At 72.0% G+C, this 16807-nt stretch carries 16 protein-coding genes; 7 read left to right on the forward strand and 9 right to left on the reverse strand.

Annotated features, from left to right (window positions below; translation table 11 throughout):
- Positions 1 to 31: 31 nt before the first annotated feature.
- Together RM479_RS25125 and RM479_RS25130 are read right to left on the reverse strand one after the other, a co-directional pair.
- On the reverse strand, positions 32 to 1039 hold the full coding sequence (locus RM479_RS25125; protein ID WP_311514168.1) for a glycosyltransferase family 2 protein: 1008 nt from the start codon (positions 1037 to 1039) through the stop codon (positions 32 to 34).
- Between the two features lie 106 nt (positions 1040 to 1145).
- On the reverse strand, positions 1146 to 1382 hold the full coding sequence (locus RM479_RS25130; RefSeq protein WP_274808725.1) for a TM2 domain-containing protein: 237 nt from the start codon (positions 1380 to 1382) through the stop codon (positions 1146 to 1148).
- Between the two features lie 301 nt (positions 1383 to 1683).
- On the opposite strand from RM479_RS25130, the gene RM479_RS25135 reads away from it, so the two are divergent.
- From RM479_RS25135 to RM479_RS25150, 4 genes are all read left to right on the forward strand, one after another.
- On the forward strand, positions 1684 to 3201 hold the full coding sequence (locus tag RM479_RS25135; RefSeq protein ID WP_311514169.1) for an LCP family protein: 1518 nt from the start codon (positions 1684 to 1686) through the stop codon (positions 3199 to 3201).
- Between the two features lie 22 nt (positions 3202 to 3223).
- On the forward strand, positions 3224 to 3886 hold the full coding sequence (locus RM479_RS25140) for a YIP1 family protein (RefSeq protein ID WP_311514170.1): 663 nt from the start codon (positions 3224 to 3226) through the stop codon (positions 3884 to 3886).
- Between the two features lie 237 nt (positions 3887 to 4123).
- Complete coding sequence (locus RM479_RS25145; protein WP_311514171.1) at positions 4124 to 5455, forward strand: UDP-glucose dehydrogenase family protein; 1332 nt, start codon at positions 4124 to 4126, stop codon at positions 5453 to 5455.
- 414 nt (positions 5456 to 5869) lie between these two features.
- A complete protein-coding gene (locus tag RM479_RS25150; RefSeq protein WP_311514172.1) occupies positions 5870 to 6580 on the forward strand; it encodes a TNT domain-containing protein in 711 nt (236 codons plus the stop codon).
- Positions 6581 to 6689: 109 nt separating this feature from the next.
- Here the strand turns inward: RM479_RS25150 and purE are convergent, their stop codons facing one another.
- A complete protein-coding gene (gene purE / locus RM479_RS25155; RefSeq protein ID WP_311514183.1) occupies positions 6690 to 7190 on the reverse strand; it encodes a 5-(carboxyamino)imidazole ribonucleotide mutase in 501 nt (166 codons plus the stop codon).
- Positions 7191 to 7216: 26 nt separating this feature from the next.
- Positions 7217 to 8374 (reverse strand): 5-(carboxyamino)imidazole ribonucleotide synthase, encoded by a 1158-nt coding sequence (locus tag RM479_RS25160; protein WP_311514173.1) that lies wholly within the window; start codon positions 8372 to 8374, stop codon positions 7217 to 7219.
- Between the two features lie 185 nt (positions 8375 to 8559).
- On the opposite strand from RM479_RS25160, the gene RM479_RS25165 reads away from it, so the two are divergent.
- Complete coding sequence (locus RM479_RS25165; RefSeq protein ID WP_311514184.1) at positions 8560 to 9063, forward strand: GtrA family protein; 504 nt, start codon at positions 8560 to 8562, stop codon at positions 9061 to 9063.
- A gap of 7 nt (positions 9064 to 9070) precedes the next feature.
- On the opposite strand, the gene RM479_RS25170 is transcribed toward RM479_RS25165, so the two are convergent.
- Positions 9071 to 10147 (reverse strand): CPBP family intramembrane glutamic endopeptidase, encoded by a 1077-nt coding sequence (locus RM479_RS25170; protein WP_311514174.1) that lies wholly within the window; start codon positions 10145 to 10147, stop codon positions 9071 to 9073.
- Positions 10148 to 10482: 335 nt separating this feature from the next.
- On the opposite strand from RM479_RS25170, the gene RM479_RS25175 reads away from it, so the two are divergent.
- Positions 10483 to 11616 carry an Mrp/NBP35 family ATP-binding protein gene (locus tag RM479_RS25175; protein WP_311514175.1) on the forward strand — a complete coding sequence of 378 codons (1134 nt, stop codon included), beginning with the start codon at positions 10483 to 10485 and terminating at the stop codon, positions 11614 to 11616.
- Between the two features lie 70 nt (positions 11617 to 11686).
- On the opposite strand, the gene RM479_RS25180 is transcribed toward RM479_RS25175, so the two are convergent.
- From RM479_RS25180 to sigE, 4 genes are all read right to left on the reverse strand, one after another.
- Entirely contained in the window at positions 11687 to 13252 is a 1566-nt protein-coding gene (locus RM479_RS25180; protein ID WP_311514176.1) for a trypsin-like peptidase domain-containing protein, read from the reverse strand.
- A gap of 211 nt (positions 13253 to 13463) precedes the next feature.
- Positions 13464 to 14513 (reverse strand): transcriptional regulator, encoded by a 1050-nt coding sequence (locus RM479_RS25185; RefSeq protein WP_311514177.1) that lies wholly within the window; start codon positions 14511 to 14513, stop codon positions 13464 to 13466.
- On the reverse strand, positions 14510 to 15175 hold the full coding sequence (locus RM479_RS25190; RefSeq protein ID WP_311514178.1) for an anti-sigma factor family protein: 666 nt from the start codon (positions 15173 to 15175) through the stop codon (positions 14510 to 14512). Before RM479_RS25190 ends, RM479_RS25185 begins: the two co-directional genes overlap by 4 nt.
- A complete protein-coding gene (gene sigE / locus RM479_RS25195; RefSeq protein WP_274808736.1) occupies positions 15172 to 15762 on the reverse strand; it encodes an RNA polymerase sigma factor SigE in 591 nt (196 codons plus the stop codon). The genes RM479_RS25190 and sigE overlap by 4 nt, the downstream gene beginning before the upstream one ends.
- A gap of 372 nt (positions 15763 to 16134) precedes the next feature.
- Here sigE and RM479_RS25200 point away from each other — a divergent pair, with 372 nt between their 5' ends.
- Entirely contained in the window at positions 16135 to 16677 is a 543-nt protein-coding gene (locus RM479_RS25200; RefSeq protein ID WP_311514185.1) for an O-methyltransferase, read from the forward strand.
- The last annotated feature ends 130 nt before the right edge of the window (positions 16678 to 16807 follow it).

Genomic DNA, 16807 nt, shown 5'->3' on the forward strand with positions numbered 1-16807 from the left:
ATCATGCCGGATCCGCTGAGGGGATGGGGATTCAGGCCGTTTCGGAACTCTGGGCGGACCGCGCGGTGCGCGAGTCGGCGCCGAGCCCGGGCGGGCTGGTGATGAAGCCGGCGCCCCACGACATGTGCATGGTGGCGAGGGCGACGGGGATGAGCGGCAGCGCGGCGGCGGGCAGGCCGCGGCCCAACGGGAGCGACGCGGCCGTCACGAGCGCCAGGTAGGCGGCGGGCACCAGCCACAGCGGCCACCACAGGAACCCGCCGACCAGACCCAGGACCACGCCCGTCAGGGCGATCGGCGGGGCCAGGTAGCGCAGGTTGATGGTGCCCTTGTGCTGGCGGGCGACCACGTGCCGCCAGCGACCGTAGTGGAAGTACTGCTTGGCGAGCAGCCGGACGTTGCGCCGGGGCCGGTAGGAGACGCGCATGCGCGGCTGGAACCACACGACACCGCCGCTCCGGCGGATGCGGTGGTTCATCTCCCAGTCCTGGGCGCGCAGGAACGCCTCGTCGTAGCCGCCCACCCGTTCCAGTGCCGAACGCCGGAAGACGCCCAGGTAAACGGTGTCGGCGGGGCCGCCCTCTCCGCCGGTGTGGAAGCGGGCGTTGCCCACCCCGATCTTGGAGGTCATGGCGGCGGCGACGGCCCGCTCCCAGGGGGTGGTGCCCTCGGCGGCCATGATGCCGCCCACGTTGTCGGCGCCGGTCTCCTGGAGGGTCTCCACGGCCACGCGCAGGTAGTCGGAGGGCATCATCGCGTGTCCGTCGATGCGGGCGACGATGTCGTGGGAGGAGGCGCCGATGGCCGCGTTGAGGCCGGAGGGGGTCTTGCCGGTCGGGTTGTCCACGACCTTCACACGGGGGTCGGCGGCGGCCAGGCCGTCGGCGACCTCGCGGGTGCGGTCCGTGGAGGGACCCACGCCGAGTACGACCTCCAGCTCACCCGGGTACTCCTGGGCGAGGACGTGCTCCACCGCCGCGGCGAGGTGGCGCTCTTCGTTGAGGACGGGCATGACGACGGAGACCGGCGGCCAGGACACGGGCACTTCCCAAGATCAATGAGCTGGATTGCGCTTCACGCGCGTCCACGGTACTGCACGCCGTGAAGTCGCGGTGCCGCCCCGACGAGGCGGCACCGACCGGGCGTCAGGCCTGTCGGCTCACCACGAGGCCGTCGGAGTCCTTGAAGGCGCCGACGAGCACCATGATGAAGTCGATGAGGGCCCACACGCCCACACCGCCGCAGGTGATGAGCATCAGGATGCCCGTGCCGGTCTTGCCCACGTAGAAGCGGTGGACGCCGAAGCCGCCGAGGAAGAAGGACAGCAGAACGGTGGTGAGCCAGTTCTTGGGGGACGGCGCCGAGGCAGGGGGATGCGTCATAAGGGTCTCCAGAGATCATGCGGGCACCGGACATGAAGACGTCCGGGCGCGGGAAGAGATCCGGTGGCGGGGGGTCCCGACGTCGTGTGTACGACGCGAGGAACCGGAAAGAGGATGTGAAATTACCACGTCCAGCGCGTAAGCCCCTGCCGTGACCTCATCGGCTTTTCTCCCCGATCCCTCAGGGGAGGGCCCAAGCCGAGAACAACACGCCGAGGATCGACATCTCACACCGGGCGGGGGATCGGGTGACAACCTTAGAGATAAGGACACCGTTGACCGGGGTGGGACGGGGACGCCGATGAACGACGACAACGGGGGACGGAATCGACCGGACGGTCCGCACGGGGGGTTCCACCGCGAACGCTCCCAGCCGGTCCCGCCCGACGGACGACGTTCTCCGAGGTCGGGACGGATCACCGTGCCCTCGCGCACCGTTCGCCGACGCCGCTCCGGTCTGATCCTGATGGCCTGCCTGTCCGTCCTGGTCCTGCTCGCCTCGGGCACCTCGTGGGCGATCACCGGCTGGATGTCGGGCACCCTCAACCGGTTCGACGTGTTCGGCGATCTCGCCGACGGCGACCGCCCCGAGGAGACCGGCGGGCTGACGTTCCTGGTGATCGGCTCCGACAGCCGCGAGAGCATCACGGAGGAGGACCGCACCGCGCTGAGCGTGGGCTCCACCCCCGGACGACGCTCCGACACGATGATGCTGGTCCGGGTCAACCACGAACGCGACCGGGTCACCGTCGTCGGCCTCCCCCGTGACCTGTGGGTGGAGATCCCCGGCGAAGGCGACGACAAGATCAACGCCGCCTACGCCTACGGCGGCCCGCAGTTGGCCGTGCGCACCGTGGAATCGGTCACCGACGTGCGGATCGACCACTACGTGGAGGTCGACTTCTCCGGCTTCGTCGACGTGGTCGACGCCCTGGGCGGCATCGACGTGTGCCTGCCCGAGGCGATCCGGGACCCCAAGGCGAAGCTGGACATGGCGGCCGGCACCCACCGGGTGGACGGCGCCGAGGCCCTGGCCTTCGCGCGCACCCGGGCCACCCCGCGCGGCGACCTGGACCGGATCGACCGTCAGCAGCAGGTGCTGTCGGCGATGCTGGACCAGGCGCTCAGCAGCGAGACCCTGGCCGACCCGGCCAAGCTGACCGCGTTCCTGGAGAGCGCCCTGTCGTCGGTGACCGTCGACGAGGGTCTGGACACCGCGACCATCAACCAGCTCGCCTACCAGATGCGCGATGTGGACCTGACCGAGGTGACCTTCACCCAGGTGCCCATCGCCGACATGGACTTCTGGACCCCGCGCGGCGACGTCGCCCTGCTGTGGGACGAACCCGCCGCCCGGGAGCTGTTCGCCGACATCAACGCCGACAGGCCGATCACCGACCCGTCCGACACGGCCTCCGAGGAGGAGAAGGAGGGGGAACCGCGCCCCGAGGACATCCGGGTGCGGGTCTTCAACGGCACCGGCACCCCCGGTCTGGGCGCCACCCTGGACACGGCGCTGACCGGCTCCGGTTTCCGGGTGCCCGACCCGGCGTCCGACTGGAGCAGCCGCGACGTGTCCTCCACCCAGGTGCGGCACGGGGCCGACGACGCCGCAGCCGCCGGGTACCTCGCCGGGCTGATCCCGAACTCCGAGGCGGTGGAGGACACCACCCTGGACGGTGAACTCCAGGTCGTGATCGGATTCGACTACACGACGTTCCAGGCCCCGGAGGTCGAGGCCCCCGAGCCGGAGGAGGCGCCCTCGGCCGGGGACGCCCCGCTGACCACCTCGACCGCCCGGGACAACATCTGCGGGTGACCCCGCGAAGAAAGGCGTTCCCGTGCTCCGCCACCTGCTCGGCCTCCTGGTCGGCATCGTCCTGGTCCCCCCGTTGTGGATCGCCGTGTCCTGGGCCGCCGGCGGGATGCCCGACCTCCTCGACGGTGAGGTGACGTTCGCGACCGTCGCGGCGGCGGTCCTGCTGATCCTGCTGGGCTTCGTCGGCGCCTACCTGGCGGCGGCCCGGCTCTCCCCGCTCACCGCGGGCGCGGCCGGCCTGCTGCTGGCCGCGCTGGCGCTGTGGCCGGCGGTCCACCCGGCGTCGTTGGGGACCGCCATGTCCTGGCTCAATCCGGAGAGTTTCGTGTACCCGGGCGGGCCCGGTGTCACCGTGGCGCTGCCGGTCGGCGCGCTCCTGCTGTTCTCGGCGGGCATGCCGGGGCGGTGGCGCGAACCGCTCCCGGGCCCCGGGGGCGCCAGGGTGGTCGCCTCGGCGAGCCGTGAGGGGTTCCGAGGCGGGGAGCCCGTGGAGAAGCCGTGGGACGGGCGGGTGGGGGACACCGTGCCCGAGGTCCCCGAGGCGACTCCGTCGATCGTCACCCCCGCCCCGACAGCGGTGTGGGGGGCTGAGGACGACCCGGACAAGACAACCACCCCGTTCCGCAGGGGGGAGACCGGAGCCGTGTGGACCCCTCTGGACGACGAGTCCGCACGCCGGGATTGAGGCGCTCTCAGGGCTTGTGTCCATTACGGCGTGCGCACCGGTAACCTGAGCGCCTGATGTGTTCATGCCCTGTTCGGTCGTGCGCCACGTCTCGGAGCGTAGGGTGATGCTCCGCGTGCGGGACTCCCCCCGGCACCGAACATGTCCGTCTTTCCGCCCTCATCCGGGTGTCCACCGCCGTGAGCGGGAACAACCATGGGATATGGGCGCGGACGAAAGCGAGGAAGGACTCAACCAGTGATCGAAGCGGACCGTATGCGCGTCTCCGTCATCGGTACGGGTTACCTGGGCGCCACCACGGCGGCCTGCCTGGCCGAGATGGGGTTCGAGGTCATCGGCCTCGACGTCGACGAGGCCAAGATCGACATGCTCCGCTCCGGTCGGGTGCCCTTCTTCGAACCCGGCCTCGAAGCACTGGTCGCCTCCGGTCTGAAGGCCGGCCTGCTGCGTTTCACGACCTCCTTCGCCGAGGTGGCCGAGTTCGCCGACCTGCACCTGATCTGCGTGGGCACACCGCAGAAGGACGAGTCCGGCGCCGCCGACCTGAGCTATGTCAACTCCGCCGTCGACCGGTTGGCCCCGCATCTGAAGCGCCCCTCCGTGGTGGTGGGCCGCTCGACCGTGCCGGTGGGCACGGCCGCGACCCTGGCCGCCCGGCTGGCCGCCCTGGCGCCGGTCGGCGAGGAGGCCGAACTGGGGTGGAGCCCGGAGTTCCTGCGCGAGGGCTTCGGGGTGAAGGACACCCTGCGCCCCGACCGGATCGTCCTGGGCACCGACTCCCCCCGGGTCGAGAAGGCCGTGCGCTCGCTGTGGCAGCGGCAGATCGACGAGGGCGTCCCCTTCCTGCTGACCGACCTCCAGACCGCCGAGTTGGTCAAGGTGGCGGCCAACGCCTTCCTCGCGACCAAGATCTCCTTCATCAACGCCATGGCGGAGGTGTCGGAGGTGGCCGGTGCCGACGTCATCCAGTTGGCGCAGGCGCTGTCCTACGACGACCGCATCGGCGGCAAGTTCCTGGGGCCCGGCCTGGGCTTCGGAGGCGGCTGCCTGCCCAAGGACATCCGCGCCTTCATGGCCCGTGCCGACGAACTGGGCGTGGAACCGGCCCTGTCGTTCCTGCGCGAGGTCGACGCCATCAACCAGCGCCGCCGGGCGCGCACCATCGACATCGCCCGCCAGCTCATCGGCGGCGGGTTCGCCGGCAGCCGGGTGGCGGTGCTGGGCGCCGCGTTCAAGCCCAACTCCGACGACATCCGCGACTCGCCCGCGTTGGACGTGGCCGCCACGATCGCCTCGTTGGGCGCCCAGGTGACCGTGTACGACCCGGCCGCGCTGGAGCGGGCCAGGGAGGCGCACCCGGAGCTGAACTACGCCGAGTCGATGCGGGACGCGGTCACCGACGCCGACGTGGTCCTGCTGCTCACCGAGTGGGCGGAGTTCCGCGAGGCCGACCCCGACGAGCTGGGCGAACTGGTGGCGCGCAAACGGATCGTGGACGGGCGCAACGCCCTGGACCCGATCTTCTGGCGGGCCTCGGGCTGGACCTACCGGGCGCTGGGCCGCCAGTAGCCCTCCGCCGTACCGACGGCCGGGATCCCTCACGGGGTCCCGGCCGTCGGCGTTCCCGGAGATGTGGCGGCGCTCCGAACAGCACGTGTCCGGGGCCGGCTTCCACGACGGGGGCCGACCGGCGGCCCGGGACCACGTGGCGATGGACGGGGCACCGGTGGGCACGGGGGCGGCGAGCGGAACGTCCGACCATCGCGCACGGGGACGACCCCGGGCCGGTCGCCCCGGTGAAGGGTCACGGGCGCACCACCCGTGTCACGCGGAGCAAGGGCGTCGTCCGTGCCCCACCCCTCGGGGTCTCGGATCGAGCGCGTCGCCCACACGGGGGCGCACGACATGCTTGACTTCACTCCGTAGTCATTCAGTCGCGCATGGCCATTGGATCGTGCGTCGAGAACGAACGGAGTCCGCTCGGTGAAGTCCTCCCTCGTGGTCGGGGTCGCCCTGACCCTGTTGGCGGTGGCCGCCCCCGCCCACGCCGCTCCCCCGCCCGTCCCCTCCGAGGTACCGGCGGGCTGCCCGGTGCTCACCCCGCCGCCCACCGCCGAGGACCTGGAGCGGTACCTGTGCGGCGACCGCCGGTTGGGGCCGGCCGAACTCCCCGACGACGGTCCGGTCGGAGGGCTGCTCGACGGGTACGAACGCCTCGGCGACCTGACCCCTGAGGCGTTCCTGGACCGCTGGTGGGGACCCGACGGCTGGGAGTACCCCGACCACATGGGGTTCGAGGTGGTGGACGGTGAGCCGGTCACCGAGGTCATGACCCTGCCGGAGGGGTGGATGCTGGACCGGTTCGGATCGCCGTGGGGCACCTTCCTGGCGCCCGCCGGGGCCCGGTACGCAGAACGGGCGTTGCCGCCGGACTCGTTGAACACCTGGCCGGACGGGCCCGAGCACAACTACTCCTGCTACGAGGTGACGACCGCGTTCACGGCTTTGACCGGCCCGATCGCCCCGCACTTCGAACAGCCGGGAGGAGGCGAGCAGGTGTTGGTCCCGGCCGAGGGCCTGTCCGAACCGGTGGACGGTGAGTACGCGCGGGTCAACGAGCTGCTGGAACTGGGTCACCTGGAGGCGCGCCCGACGGAGGAGTGCGTCGCCTTCCCGGGTTACGCGCTCTCCTGAGTCCGGTCCGCCCCCGGCGACCCCGGGGCGGACGACGCGCCCTCACCCCGAACCCCCGGACACGCCGGTGCCCCCGACGCCTCGACGTCGGGGGCACCGGGACACGGTCCTACAGGCCGAACCCGGTGGGGCGGGAGCCCTCGGCGACCTCACGGCGCAGCCGCTCGCCCTTGGCGTGCGCCTGTTCGCGCAGCTCCACCTGGAACTCCGCCATCTTCGCGGCCAGACCGGCGTCGTGCGCCGCCAGCATCCGCACCGCCAGCAGGCCCGCGTTGCGGGCCGCGCCCACGGCCACGGTGGCCACCGGCACCCCGGCGGGCATCTGCACGATGGACAGCAGCGAGTCCATCCCGTCCAGGTACTTGAGCGGAACCGGGACCCCGATGACCGGCAGCGTCGTCACCGAGGCCAGCATGCCCGGCAGGTGGGCGGCGCCGCCCGCGCCGGCGATGATCGCCTTCAGCCCTCGGTCGGCGGCCTCGGCGCCGTAGGAGATCATCTCGTGCGGCATGCGGTGCGCCGACACCACATCCGCCTCGAACGGAACGTCGAACTCGCGCAGGGCCTCGGCCGCCTCTCGCATCACCGGCCAATCGGAGTCCGAGCCCATCACGATGCCCACCACGGGGTCCTTGCTCACTGGTCGTCTCCTCGGAGGTAGTCGGCGGCGTCGCGGGCCCGCGCCAGCAGGTCCCGATGGTCGTCGCCCGTCACGGTGACATGCCCGATCTTGCGGCCCGGACGCACGTCCTTGCCGTAGAAGTGGACCTTGATCTCGGGGTCGACCGCCATCACGTGCAGATAGCGGCGGTAGACCTCGGGGTCCTCCCCGCCCAGCAGGTTGGCCATGACGGTGTAGGGGGCGTTGGTGCGGGGCGACCCCAGGGGCAGATCCAGCACGGCCCGCAGGTGCTGCTCGAACTGGGAGGTGCGGGCGCCCTCGATGGTCCAGTGGCCGGAGTTGTGGGGACGCATCGCCAACTCGTTCACGACCACCCCTTCGGCGGTCTCGAACAGCTCCACCGCCAGCATGCCGGTGACGTCCAGGGCGTGCGCGATCTCGATGGCCAACTGCTGGGCGCGGGTCGCCTTCTCCTCCGACAGGCCGGGGGCCGGAGCGATGACCTCGTGGCAGATCCCGCCGCGCTGCACCGTCTCGACGACCGGGTAGACGGCGACCTGGCCGTGCGGGGACCGGGCCACCTGGACGGCGAGTTCGCGCTCGAAGGCGACCTTCTCCTCCACCAGCAGCGGAACGTCCTCGGCGGCGGCGCGCCCGACCACCGCGGCGGCCTCGGCGGCGTCGTCCACCACCCACACGCCCTTGCCGTCGTAGCCGCCGCGGGCGGCCTTGAGGACGACCGGCCACCCGGTCTCCCCGGCGAAGGCGGTGACGTGCTCCGGGGCGGTGACGGCGCGCCAGCGGGGGGCGGGAGCGCCCAGTTCGGTGAGGCGGGTGCGCATGCGGAGCTTGTCCTGGGCGAAGCGCAGCGGGTCGCGGCCCGGGCGCAGCAGGCCGCCCGCCTCCTCCACCGCGCGCAGCACCGGCTCGGGGACGTGCTCGTGATCGAAGGTCACCACGTCGTTGGCCTTGGCGAACGCCAGGACGTCCTCCAGTCCCCGGTCGTCCCCCAGGGTGACGTTCCCACAGACCAGGGCGGCGCTGTCGGTGGGACCGGCGGCCAGAACCCCGAAATCGACACCCAGGGCGATCGCGGCCTGGTGGGTCATGCGGGAGAGTTGTCCCCCTCCCACCATTCCCACTCGGGGGACGGTGCGGTTACGCTCGCTCACAGTTCCTCAACTCATCTGCTCGAACCGCGGTGACGGGACGGCTCCGCGCGCGACGAAGCCTGGCCGGACCGGCTCGGAACCCGCGGCCGGGGTTGCTCCTACCCCCGGTCAGAGTCTAGGGCGTGTCGGTGGATCCGCCCCGGGCCACCCCGTTCGCGCAGGTGATCCCCGACCCGGAGGCATCCGTGCGCACGTTCCTGACCCGACGCCCTCGGCTCGCCGAGCTGATCACCCAGTTGGGCAAGTTCGGTTCCGTCGGCGCCGTGGCCTACGCGGTGCAACTCGCCGCGACCAACCTGTTGTGGGGCGTGGTGGGGCTGGGGCCGTTGACCGGTCAGGTACTGGGCACGCTGGTGGCGATCGCCGTGGCGTTCGTCGGCAACCGGTTCTGGACGTTCGCCGACCGCGCGCGGACCGGGTTCGGGCGGGAGACGTTCCTGTTCCTGCTGATGAACGGGGTGGGTCTGCTCATCCAGTTGGGCTGCCAGTGGTTCTCGGTGTACGTGCTGGGACTGGACGGCCCGGTGGCGCAGAACATCGCGGGCAACGTGGTGGGCGTGGGGCTGGGCACGCTGTTCCGGTTCTTCTCCTACCGGACCTGGGTGTTCCCCGAACCGCCCGCCGCGGTGACGACGGCCGAGGGCCCGGGGGCGGAGGACGCCCCGCACGAGGATCCGACGACCGTCTGATCCCCGGTCAGGCCGCGGAGACGGCGCGGACGCCGTCGCGGCGCGACGCCCGTCGGACCAGGAGCACGTACATCCCGGTCTGGAGGAGCGTGAGTCCCAGGACCAGCGGGGTCCCGGCGCCCGGCGACAGCCCCGCGCCGACGACGACGCCGGTGCCGATGGCGGCGATGCCCCCTTGGAGGACGCAGAGGGTGAACTGTGTCAGCGCGCTGACCACGTGCAGGCCGATCGCCGCCTCCAGGCCGCCGGTGCGCCAGGTCAACCAGGACAGGGCCAGTCCCAGAACGGTCAGGGCTGCGACGGTCCACGGTTCGCCGGGGTGGGTGGCCGCGTAGATCGCGGGGAACAGGGTCCCGCCGGCCAGGATGGCCGGCCAGGGCGAGCGCAGGACGCGGGCGACCGCGCCCGATCCCCCGGGTTCGGTGGCGCGGGCGCCGAGCGCGCCCACCGACTGCATGACCAGCCCGCGCAGGGTGAGTTCCTCGGCGACCGACTGGAACGGCACCAGGAGCACGATGACGACCATGGCGGCGAGCAGGAGCCGACCGTCGCCGGTGGCCTCGGGGGAGACCGGGGCGAGTCCGAACCGGTCGGCCAGGAGGACGTAGGCCACCGTGCACAGGCCCACCGGGACGATCGCCAGGATGACGCAGCGCATCAGCCAGTGCGACCGGGTACGCCCCTCGACCGACATCAGCGATCCGGTGCGGCGCCACTGCACCACCCGGACGAGGAAGACGACGATGGGGATGAACAGGGCGCCCCAGAGCAGGCCGAAGGCGAGTCGTGCGACCTCGCCGACCCGCATGGACTCCGGGGCCAGTCCGCTGCCGCCGATCACCGCGACCAGGGTGACCGCGAGCGCCATCGCGACCCAGAGGAAGAACATCAGCACCCCGAGCACCGCCAGGGTGGCCGGCGGGGTCCACCAGCCGTACCGCGAGGTCCGGCCGAGCCTGTGATAGGACTCACCCTTCGGCGTCCCGGCGGGGGCGAAGAGGTCGGTCCGGACCGGACGCGGGGGTGGCCATGCCCACACACCGGGATCGGCGTTCACCGCCGGGTGGCCTCCCGGCGGGGTCAACCGCCCTCCCCCCGGCGGGCCCGCCCAGGTCTGTTCCTGGGCATGGGAACGTGACACCTGTCCCTCCGGGCCTTCCGGCGCGGCGGGCCAGGACGAACCCGGCGGTGGCGGCACATTTCCCATCGTGCGCCGAGGTTACTATCCGGGCATGTATCGCCTGCGTTAAGTCCGCGCCGTTATCGGACGATCACCGTGCGGATTCGCGCGGGTCGTCGTGGGGGCACCGCACGGACACGGCATGGAATAGCGGGGTGAGCACACCTCGTTGGAATGAGAGGCCCGTTGTCCCGGACCGCGGACCGAGTACCCCGTCCCGCTGACCTACGATTGGGCACATGTCCTCCACACCAACCACCGATCAGGTGCACAAGGCCCTGGCCACGGTGCAAGACCCGGAGATCCGCCGTCCCATCACCGACCTCGGAATGGTCAAGAGCGTCGACATCGGCGACGACGGTTCCGTGCACGTCGGTGTCTACCTGACGGTGGCCGGCTGCCCCATGCGTGGCCGTATCGAGAAGGACGTGACCGAGGCGGTGACCAAGGTCGCCGGTGTCACGTCCGTGCGCGTCGAACTCGATGTGATGAGCGACGAACAGCGCAAGGAACTCCAGACCAAGCTGCGCGGGGGTCAGGCGGAGAAGGAGATCCCCTTCGCCAAGCCGAACTCGCTCACCAAGGTCTTCGCCGTCGCGTCGGGCAAGGGCGGTGTCGGCAAGTCGTCGGTCACCGTGAACCTCGCCGCCGCCCTGGCCGCCCAGGGGCACAAGGTCGGTGTCGTCGACGCCGACATCTACGGGCACTCGGTGCCCCGCATGCTCGGCGCGTCGGACTTCCCGACCAAGGTCGAGGACATGATCCTTCCGCCGACCGCGCACGACATCAAGGTCATCTCGGTCGGCATGTTCACCCAGGGCAACACCCCCGTGGTGTGGCGCGGGCCGATGCTGCACCGCGCGCTCCAGCAGTTCCTGTCGGACGTGTACTGGGGCGACCTGGACGTCCTGCTCATGGACCTGCCCCCGGGCACCGGTGACATCGCCATCTCGGTGGCGCAGCTGCTGCCGACCGCCGAGCTGCTGGTGGTGACCACCCCGCAGCAGGCCGCGGCCGAGGTCGCCGAGCGCGCCGGCTCCATCACCGCCCAGACCCATCAGCGGGTGGCGGGCGTGATCGAGAACATGTCGTACTACGTGCACGGCGACGAGAAGATCCACCTCTTCGGCGAGGGCGGCGGGCAGACCGTCGCCGACGCCCTGGGGCGGACCCTGGGCACGGACATCCCGCTGCTGGGGCGGATTCCGCTGGACACCCGCCTGCGCGAGGGGGCCGACGAGGGCAAGCCCCTGGTGCTGACCGACCCCGACGCCGAGGCCTCGAAGGTCATCGAGTCGATCGCGGAGTCCCTGGTGGGTCGCCCGCGCGGCCTGGCCGGGATGCAGCTGGGGATCTCCCCGGCCCGCCGTTAGACACCGTTCCTCACGGAGGACGTGGGACGGCCCCCGAGCGCTCCGGCGCTCGGGGGCCGTCCCACGTTCGTCAATCGGTGGAGTCGAGGGTCATGGTGGTGGTCTCGCGCTCGCCGTCGCGTTCGTAGTCGATCTCGACCTCGTCGCCGGGGGAACGGTCCCGGAGCATCGCCAGGAGTTCCTGGCCCGAGTTGACCGGGCGACCGTCGAAGACGATGATGACGTCCCCCGAACGCAGACCCGCCCCTTCGGCGGCGCCGCCGCGCTCGACGGCGCCGGGACCCTCCGCGATGACCGCGCCCGCGACCGGGCTGTCGATGTCGATCTCGGCGCCGATGTCGGCGTAGGTGGCCTCGCCGTTCTCGATGAGCCGCTGCACCACGCGCTCGACCTCCAAGGAGGGGATGGCGAAGCCCAGGCCGATGTTGCCCGCGGTCTCTCCCGCGTACCCCATGGTCACGATCATCGAGTTGACGCCGATGACCCTGCCCTGGGTGTCGACGAGCGGGCCGCCCGAGTTGCCGGGGTTGATGGCGGCGTCGGTCTGGAGAGCGTAGAAACGACTGGCCTCGGGCCCGTCGCCGGAGCTCACCGGCCGGTTGACGGCGCTGATGATGCCCTGGGTCACCGTGCCCGAGTACCCCAGGGGGGCGCCGATCGCGATGACCTCGTCACCCACGATGACCTGCTCGGAGTCGCCGAACTGCAACGGCTCGACGTCGATGGGGTCGGCCAGGGTGAGCACCGAGAGGTCGGAGCTGGGATCGGCGCCGACGACGGTGGCCTCCGAGAGGCTGCCGTCGCTGTACTCGACGAGGATGCCGTCCTGCTCCAGTTCGGTGGAGACGTGGTCGTTGGTGACGACGTAGTTCCCGTCGATGACGAACCCGGAGCCGCCTCCCAGGACGCGCCGGTCGGCGCTGCGGATGGACACCACGCTCGGGCTGACCCGCTGCGCGACGCCCGCGATGGTGTCGGGGTCGCGTTGGGGGGCCTCCGGCGGTGGCTCGTTCATGGTCGGGCCCTGGGGTTCGGGCACCGCCTCCTGCGCGCTGGAACCGGCGATGAGCCCACCGGCCAGACCGCCGGCCCCACCCGCGATGAGGGCGACGACCAGCATGCCGGTGAGCGCCATCCACGCGGGGATCCCGCGTTCGTTCCGCCGGGGGGCGGCACCCGCGGAGGTGTGGGCGGAGGTTCCCCCGAAGCCACCGACGCCGGGATCGCCGGGCCCCGCGGGGGGCATCGGGGCCGCGGGGTCCCCCGGAGCACCGAGAGGCTGCCGACCGGTGGGGGCCGCGTAGGCGGGCCGTCCGGGGTGTCCGACAGGGTCGTTGGGGCCTGCGGGACCACCGGAGCCGAAGGTGTTCTGCTGCCCGGTGGGAGCCGCGTGACCGCCGAGCCCACCGGCGGACGCACGCCCGGCCTGCCCCGTGGGGTCGCCGGGACCGGCGGAGGCCGACCGGCCCGTGGAGCCGCCGTGGACGGTGGGGTCGCCGAGGTTGCCGTGGCCGGTGGGGACATGGGGGCCGAAAGGGCCGCCGGGAGCGCTGTGGCCGGTGGGGGCCCCGGGGTCGGCGGACGGCTGTCGACCGGTCGGAGGGTTGGTGCCGGGGAAGGAGGGGTCGGGGTGCATGGAATCTCCACTGCCGGGAGGCGAGGCGTGGGGGCGGTGAACGGGGAGGGGCCGGCCGGAGGTCGGATCGGGCGCGCCGAAGCCGGGGGGCGGCGTGCCACCCGGGGGAGCCGGCCACCCGGGTCCGCTCCCCTGTTCCGAACGGCCGTTTTCCTCAGTCAAGACCTGCTCCGTATATCGCTGTGGCTTTCGGTCGACACCCGAAGGGGATCTACAGGAACCCCAACCGGGACATGCCGCGCTGCACCCTGGACCAGAAGCCGGAGTCCTCCGGTCCCGGCAGCGCGGTCACCGCAGAGGTGGTGAGGTCCGCGGGGGCATCGGCCAGCACCGTGTAGACGAACCCGTCCGCCTGCCACAGGGCGTGGTGCCGACCGCCGTCGAAGATCGTGTCATGTTGTGGTGTGACGCCCGTTCCCCCCGTTCCGGTTCCGACCGATCCGTTCCGGAACGTGAACGGGTGCCCCTCCTCCAGCTTTCCACGCTGGGAGAAGACCGACACCTGGGACATGCCATCCGAATACACCGCGTGGACGACCTTGTGACCGGCGTGGACGGTGCCCCGGGCGTCGACGAGGCTCAGGTTCCAGGTGAGGTGCTCGGGCAGCTCCCACCCCTCCTCGCGCAGTTCCTCGCGCTCGGTCGGACTGAGGACATCGCCCCACGGGGAGTCCGTGACGGCCTCCTCCGGCCAGTGCCCGTCGTCGCCGGGTTCGAGGTCGGTCAGCCGGAACCCGAACACGGCCCGGCCGGTCTCCTCGTACACCGAGCCGCCCACCAGGATCCCGGTGTCGACGTCCACCCAGAACCGTCCGGCGACGGTGCCGTTGGCCCGGGCCGCCTCCACCGTGTGGGTCGGCCGGCCGTCCAGGTCGGTGATCCCGGCGTCGCCGACCGCGTAGACCCGCTCCAGGGTGGAGAGCAGTCGTTCGTCGAGTTCCTTGAACGGGCTGTCGCGCACGATGAAGGGGCGTCCGCCCTCCCCCATCGGAACGAGGGCGACACCGTCCCCGGGACGGTTGACCAGTCGGGTGGGCTCCGTGCCCCGCCCCGACTCCCCGGTCATCTCCCGGACGGCCGTATAGGCCACGGCCCCCGTCGCCTCGGCCGAGCGGCGCAGCACCGGCATGCCGTCATCGGACCCCACCGCGGGCGTCTCGTCGGCGCCCGGGTGCGCGGACCCGGTCAACAACAGGCACAGGAGGGCCAAGGCCGCGACGGCGGTCGGGAACGGGTGCGCGGAGGGTTCCTCCGCGCTCACCGTGTCGGAAGGTCCGGCCCGGACCCGGGCGGGGCCACCGCCGGGTCGGCCGGTGTGTCCACGACCGGGATGACCCGGCTGGTCACCGCGTGCTCCACCGCGAAGTCGGACAGGCGCGGCTCCACCACGGGGGCGTCGCCGGGCTCACCGCCGGCGACGAAGGCGCCGCCCAGCAGGACCGTGGCCACCGCGAACCCCGCGACGGCGTACCGGCCGCCGGGGAGCGTGGGGAGCAGGTGGGAGAACCGGTCGCCGCGGCGGCGGTCGGACCGCTCCGGGGCGACCACGGTCTCCTCGGTCATCATCGGGACCGGCGACCCGGCCGGGCCCTCCCCGGGAAAGCCGCCGAGGGGGCGGGAGGAGCCCAGAGGCGGGCGGGCTCCGAAGCCCGCGCCTCCGGGCGGCGGCTCAGAAGGGCCCCGGGGGGCACCGCCTCCGGGACCGTCGCCCCGGGACAGACCCACCAGCCGGCCCATGAAGTCCAGGTCGGGTTCGGGTTCGCCCAGCCCGTGCAGCCGGCGCTTGAGCCGGCGCATCATGTCGGCCTCGAACCGGCAGCTCTCACATTTGGCCAGGTGGATGAGGGCGCTCTCGTGCTCGGCGGGTCCCAGTTCCCCGTCGATGAGCGCGGAGAGTCGTTCTCCCAGGTGTTGTCTGTTCACTCCGCCTCCCCGTTGTTCTCCGCGGCGGCCAGGGACCGTCGGTGTTCCAGGGCGCGGCGCAGTTGGGCGCGACCCCGGTGGATGCGGCTGCGCACGGTGCCGAGTTTGACGCCGAGCGTCGCGGCGATCTCCTCGTAGGAGAGCCCCTCGATGTCGCACAGGACGACGGGGGCCCGGAACTCGGCGGGCAGCGCGTCCAGCGCGGACTGGACGTCGGCGTCGAAGTGCCGATCGTCGTAGCGCTGGGCGGGGGAGGGCTCACGGCCCTCCAGACGTTCGTCGGCGTTCTCGGCCAGGCCCTCGAAGCGGATGCGGGCCTTGCGCCGGGCCATGTCGAGGAAGAGATTGGTGGTGATGCGGTGCAGCCAACCCTCGAAGGTCCCGGGGGTGTAGTTGGCCAGGGAGCGGAACACCCGGATGAAGACCTCCTGGGTGAGGTCCTCGGCGTCGTGTTTGTTACCGGTCAGGCGATAGGCCAATCGGTACACCCGGGGGGAATGGGTGCGCACGACCTCGTCCCAGCTCGGCGGTTCCCATGCCTCGAATTCCGCGGCAGGGCCGGATTCCGACACCGCTTCTCCCTTCATCCCGTCGATTCGCCGCACGGCTCTCGGGGGGAGTTCTGCTTCGTGGCGATCAACGTACGTTCCTCCCGGTTCAACGCCGGCGGACGCCGATTAAGTTCCCGCCGTCACGCTCGGAGTCGCCACCGAATCGCGTTAGGCTTTCCCCAGGCCGGTGACCCGATCGCGATCATCTTTCCACGGTGGGTGACGATCCGCCGGTCGGGCGCTCCGGCCCAGTGTCAGGACAGACCACGGCAGCGGGAGGCCGTCATCACCGGTGTGGAAGAGACAGCGGCCCGGCTCACCTGGGTCCGCGCGGAACAGGTGCGATTCGAGCAGGAGGCCCTCCGGGACGACGCGCTCGCCGACGCCTACGACGCGGCGACGGGCTCCATGGCCCCGCCGGTGGACCCGGCGGCGGGTGCGGCGCTGCGGTTCCTGGCCGCCTCGATCGGTGCCCGGTCGGTGGTGGAGATCGGCACCGGCTACGGCGCCTCGGGGTTGTGGCTGCTGCGCGGCATGGCCCGCGACGGGATCCTCACCACGATGGACTCCGACGCGGTCCACCTGGACCACGCCCGCGCGGTGTTCTCCCGCGCGGGCTTCGGCGCGGGGCGGGCGCGACTGATCCGCGGCACGGCGGCGGAGGTGCTGCCCCGGCTCACCGACGGGGGTTACGACCTGGTGTTCGTCGACGCCGAGCCGCGTTCGTACCCGGTGTTCCTCGACGAGGCGCTGCGCCTGTTGCGGCCGGGCGGGATGGTCGTGCTGCACGGTGTCCTGACCGGTCCGAGCGGACCCGACGGCCCGCTGCGCGCCCCGGACCCGGCCGAGACCGCGGTCCGCGAGGTCATCCAGGGCATCCGCGAGGACGAGGGGTTCATCCCACTGCTGCTGCCGATCGGCGAGGGCCTGCTGACCGCCATCCGGCCCTGATCCGGGCGGGAACGCCCCTCCGTCACCGGAGGGGACGCGGGCCCCACGGCAGCGGTCCGCCCGGCGAGGACCTGCTCGGGGGCGGGCGGCGCGACCGGCCGCGCACGACGAAGGGCCCACCGCCGAACCG

The sequence above is a fragment of the Nocardiopsis lambiniae genome (genome assembly GCF_031845465.1).
Lineage (GTDB): Bacteria > Actinomycetota > Actinomycetes > Streptosporangiales > Streptosporangiaceae > Nocardiopsis > Nocardiopsis lambiniae.

Coding starts and splice junctions, on each gene's coding strand:
- RM479_RS25130 (WP_274808725.1), bottom strand. CDS start 1,382: ATGACGCATCCCCCTGCCTCGGCGCCGTCCCCCAAGAACTGGCTCACC.
- RM479_RS25135 (WP_311514169.1), top strand. CDS start 1,684: ATGAACGACGACAACGGGGGACGGAATCGACCGGACGGTCCGCACGGG.
- purE (WP_311514183.1), bottom strand. CDS start 7,190: ATGGGCTCGGACTCCGATTGGCCGGTGATGCGAGAGGCGGCCGAGGCC.
- RM479_RS25175 (WP_311514175.1), top strand. CDS start 10,483: ATGTCCTCCACACCAACCACCGATCAGGTGCACAAGGCCCTGGCCACG.
- RM479_RS25180 (WP_311514176.1), bottom strand. CDS start 13,252: ATGCACCCCGACCCCTCCTTCCCCGGCACCAACCCTCCGACCGGTCGA.
- sigE (WP_274808736.1), bottom strand. CDS start 15,762: ATGAAGGGAGAAGCGGTGTCGGAATCCGGCCCTGCCGCGGAATTCGAG.
- RM479_RS25200 (WP_311514185.1), top strand. CDS start 16,135: ATGGCCCCGCCGGTGGACCCGGCGGCGGGTGCGGCGCTGCGGTTCCTG.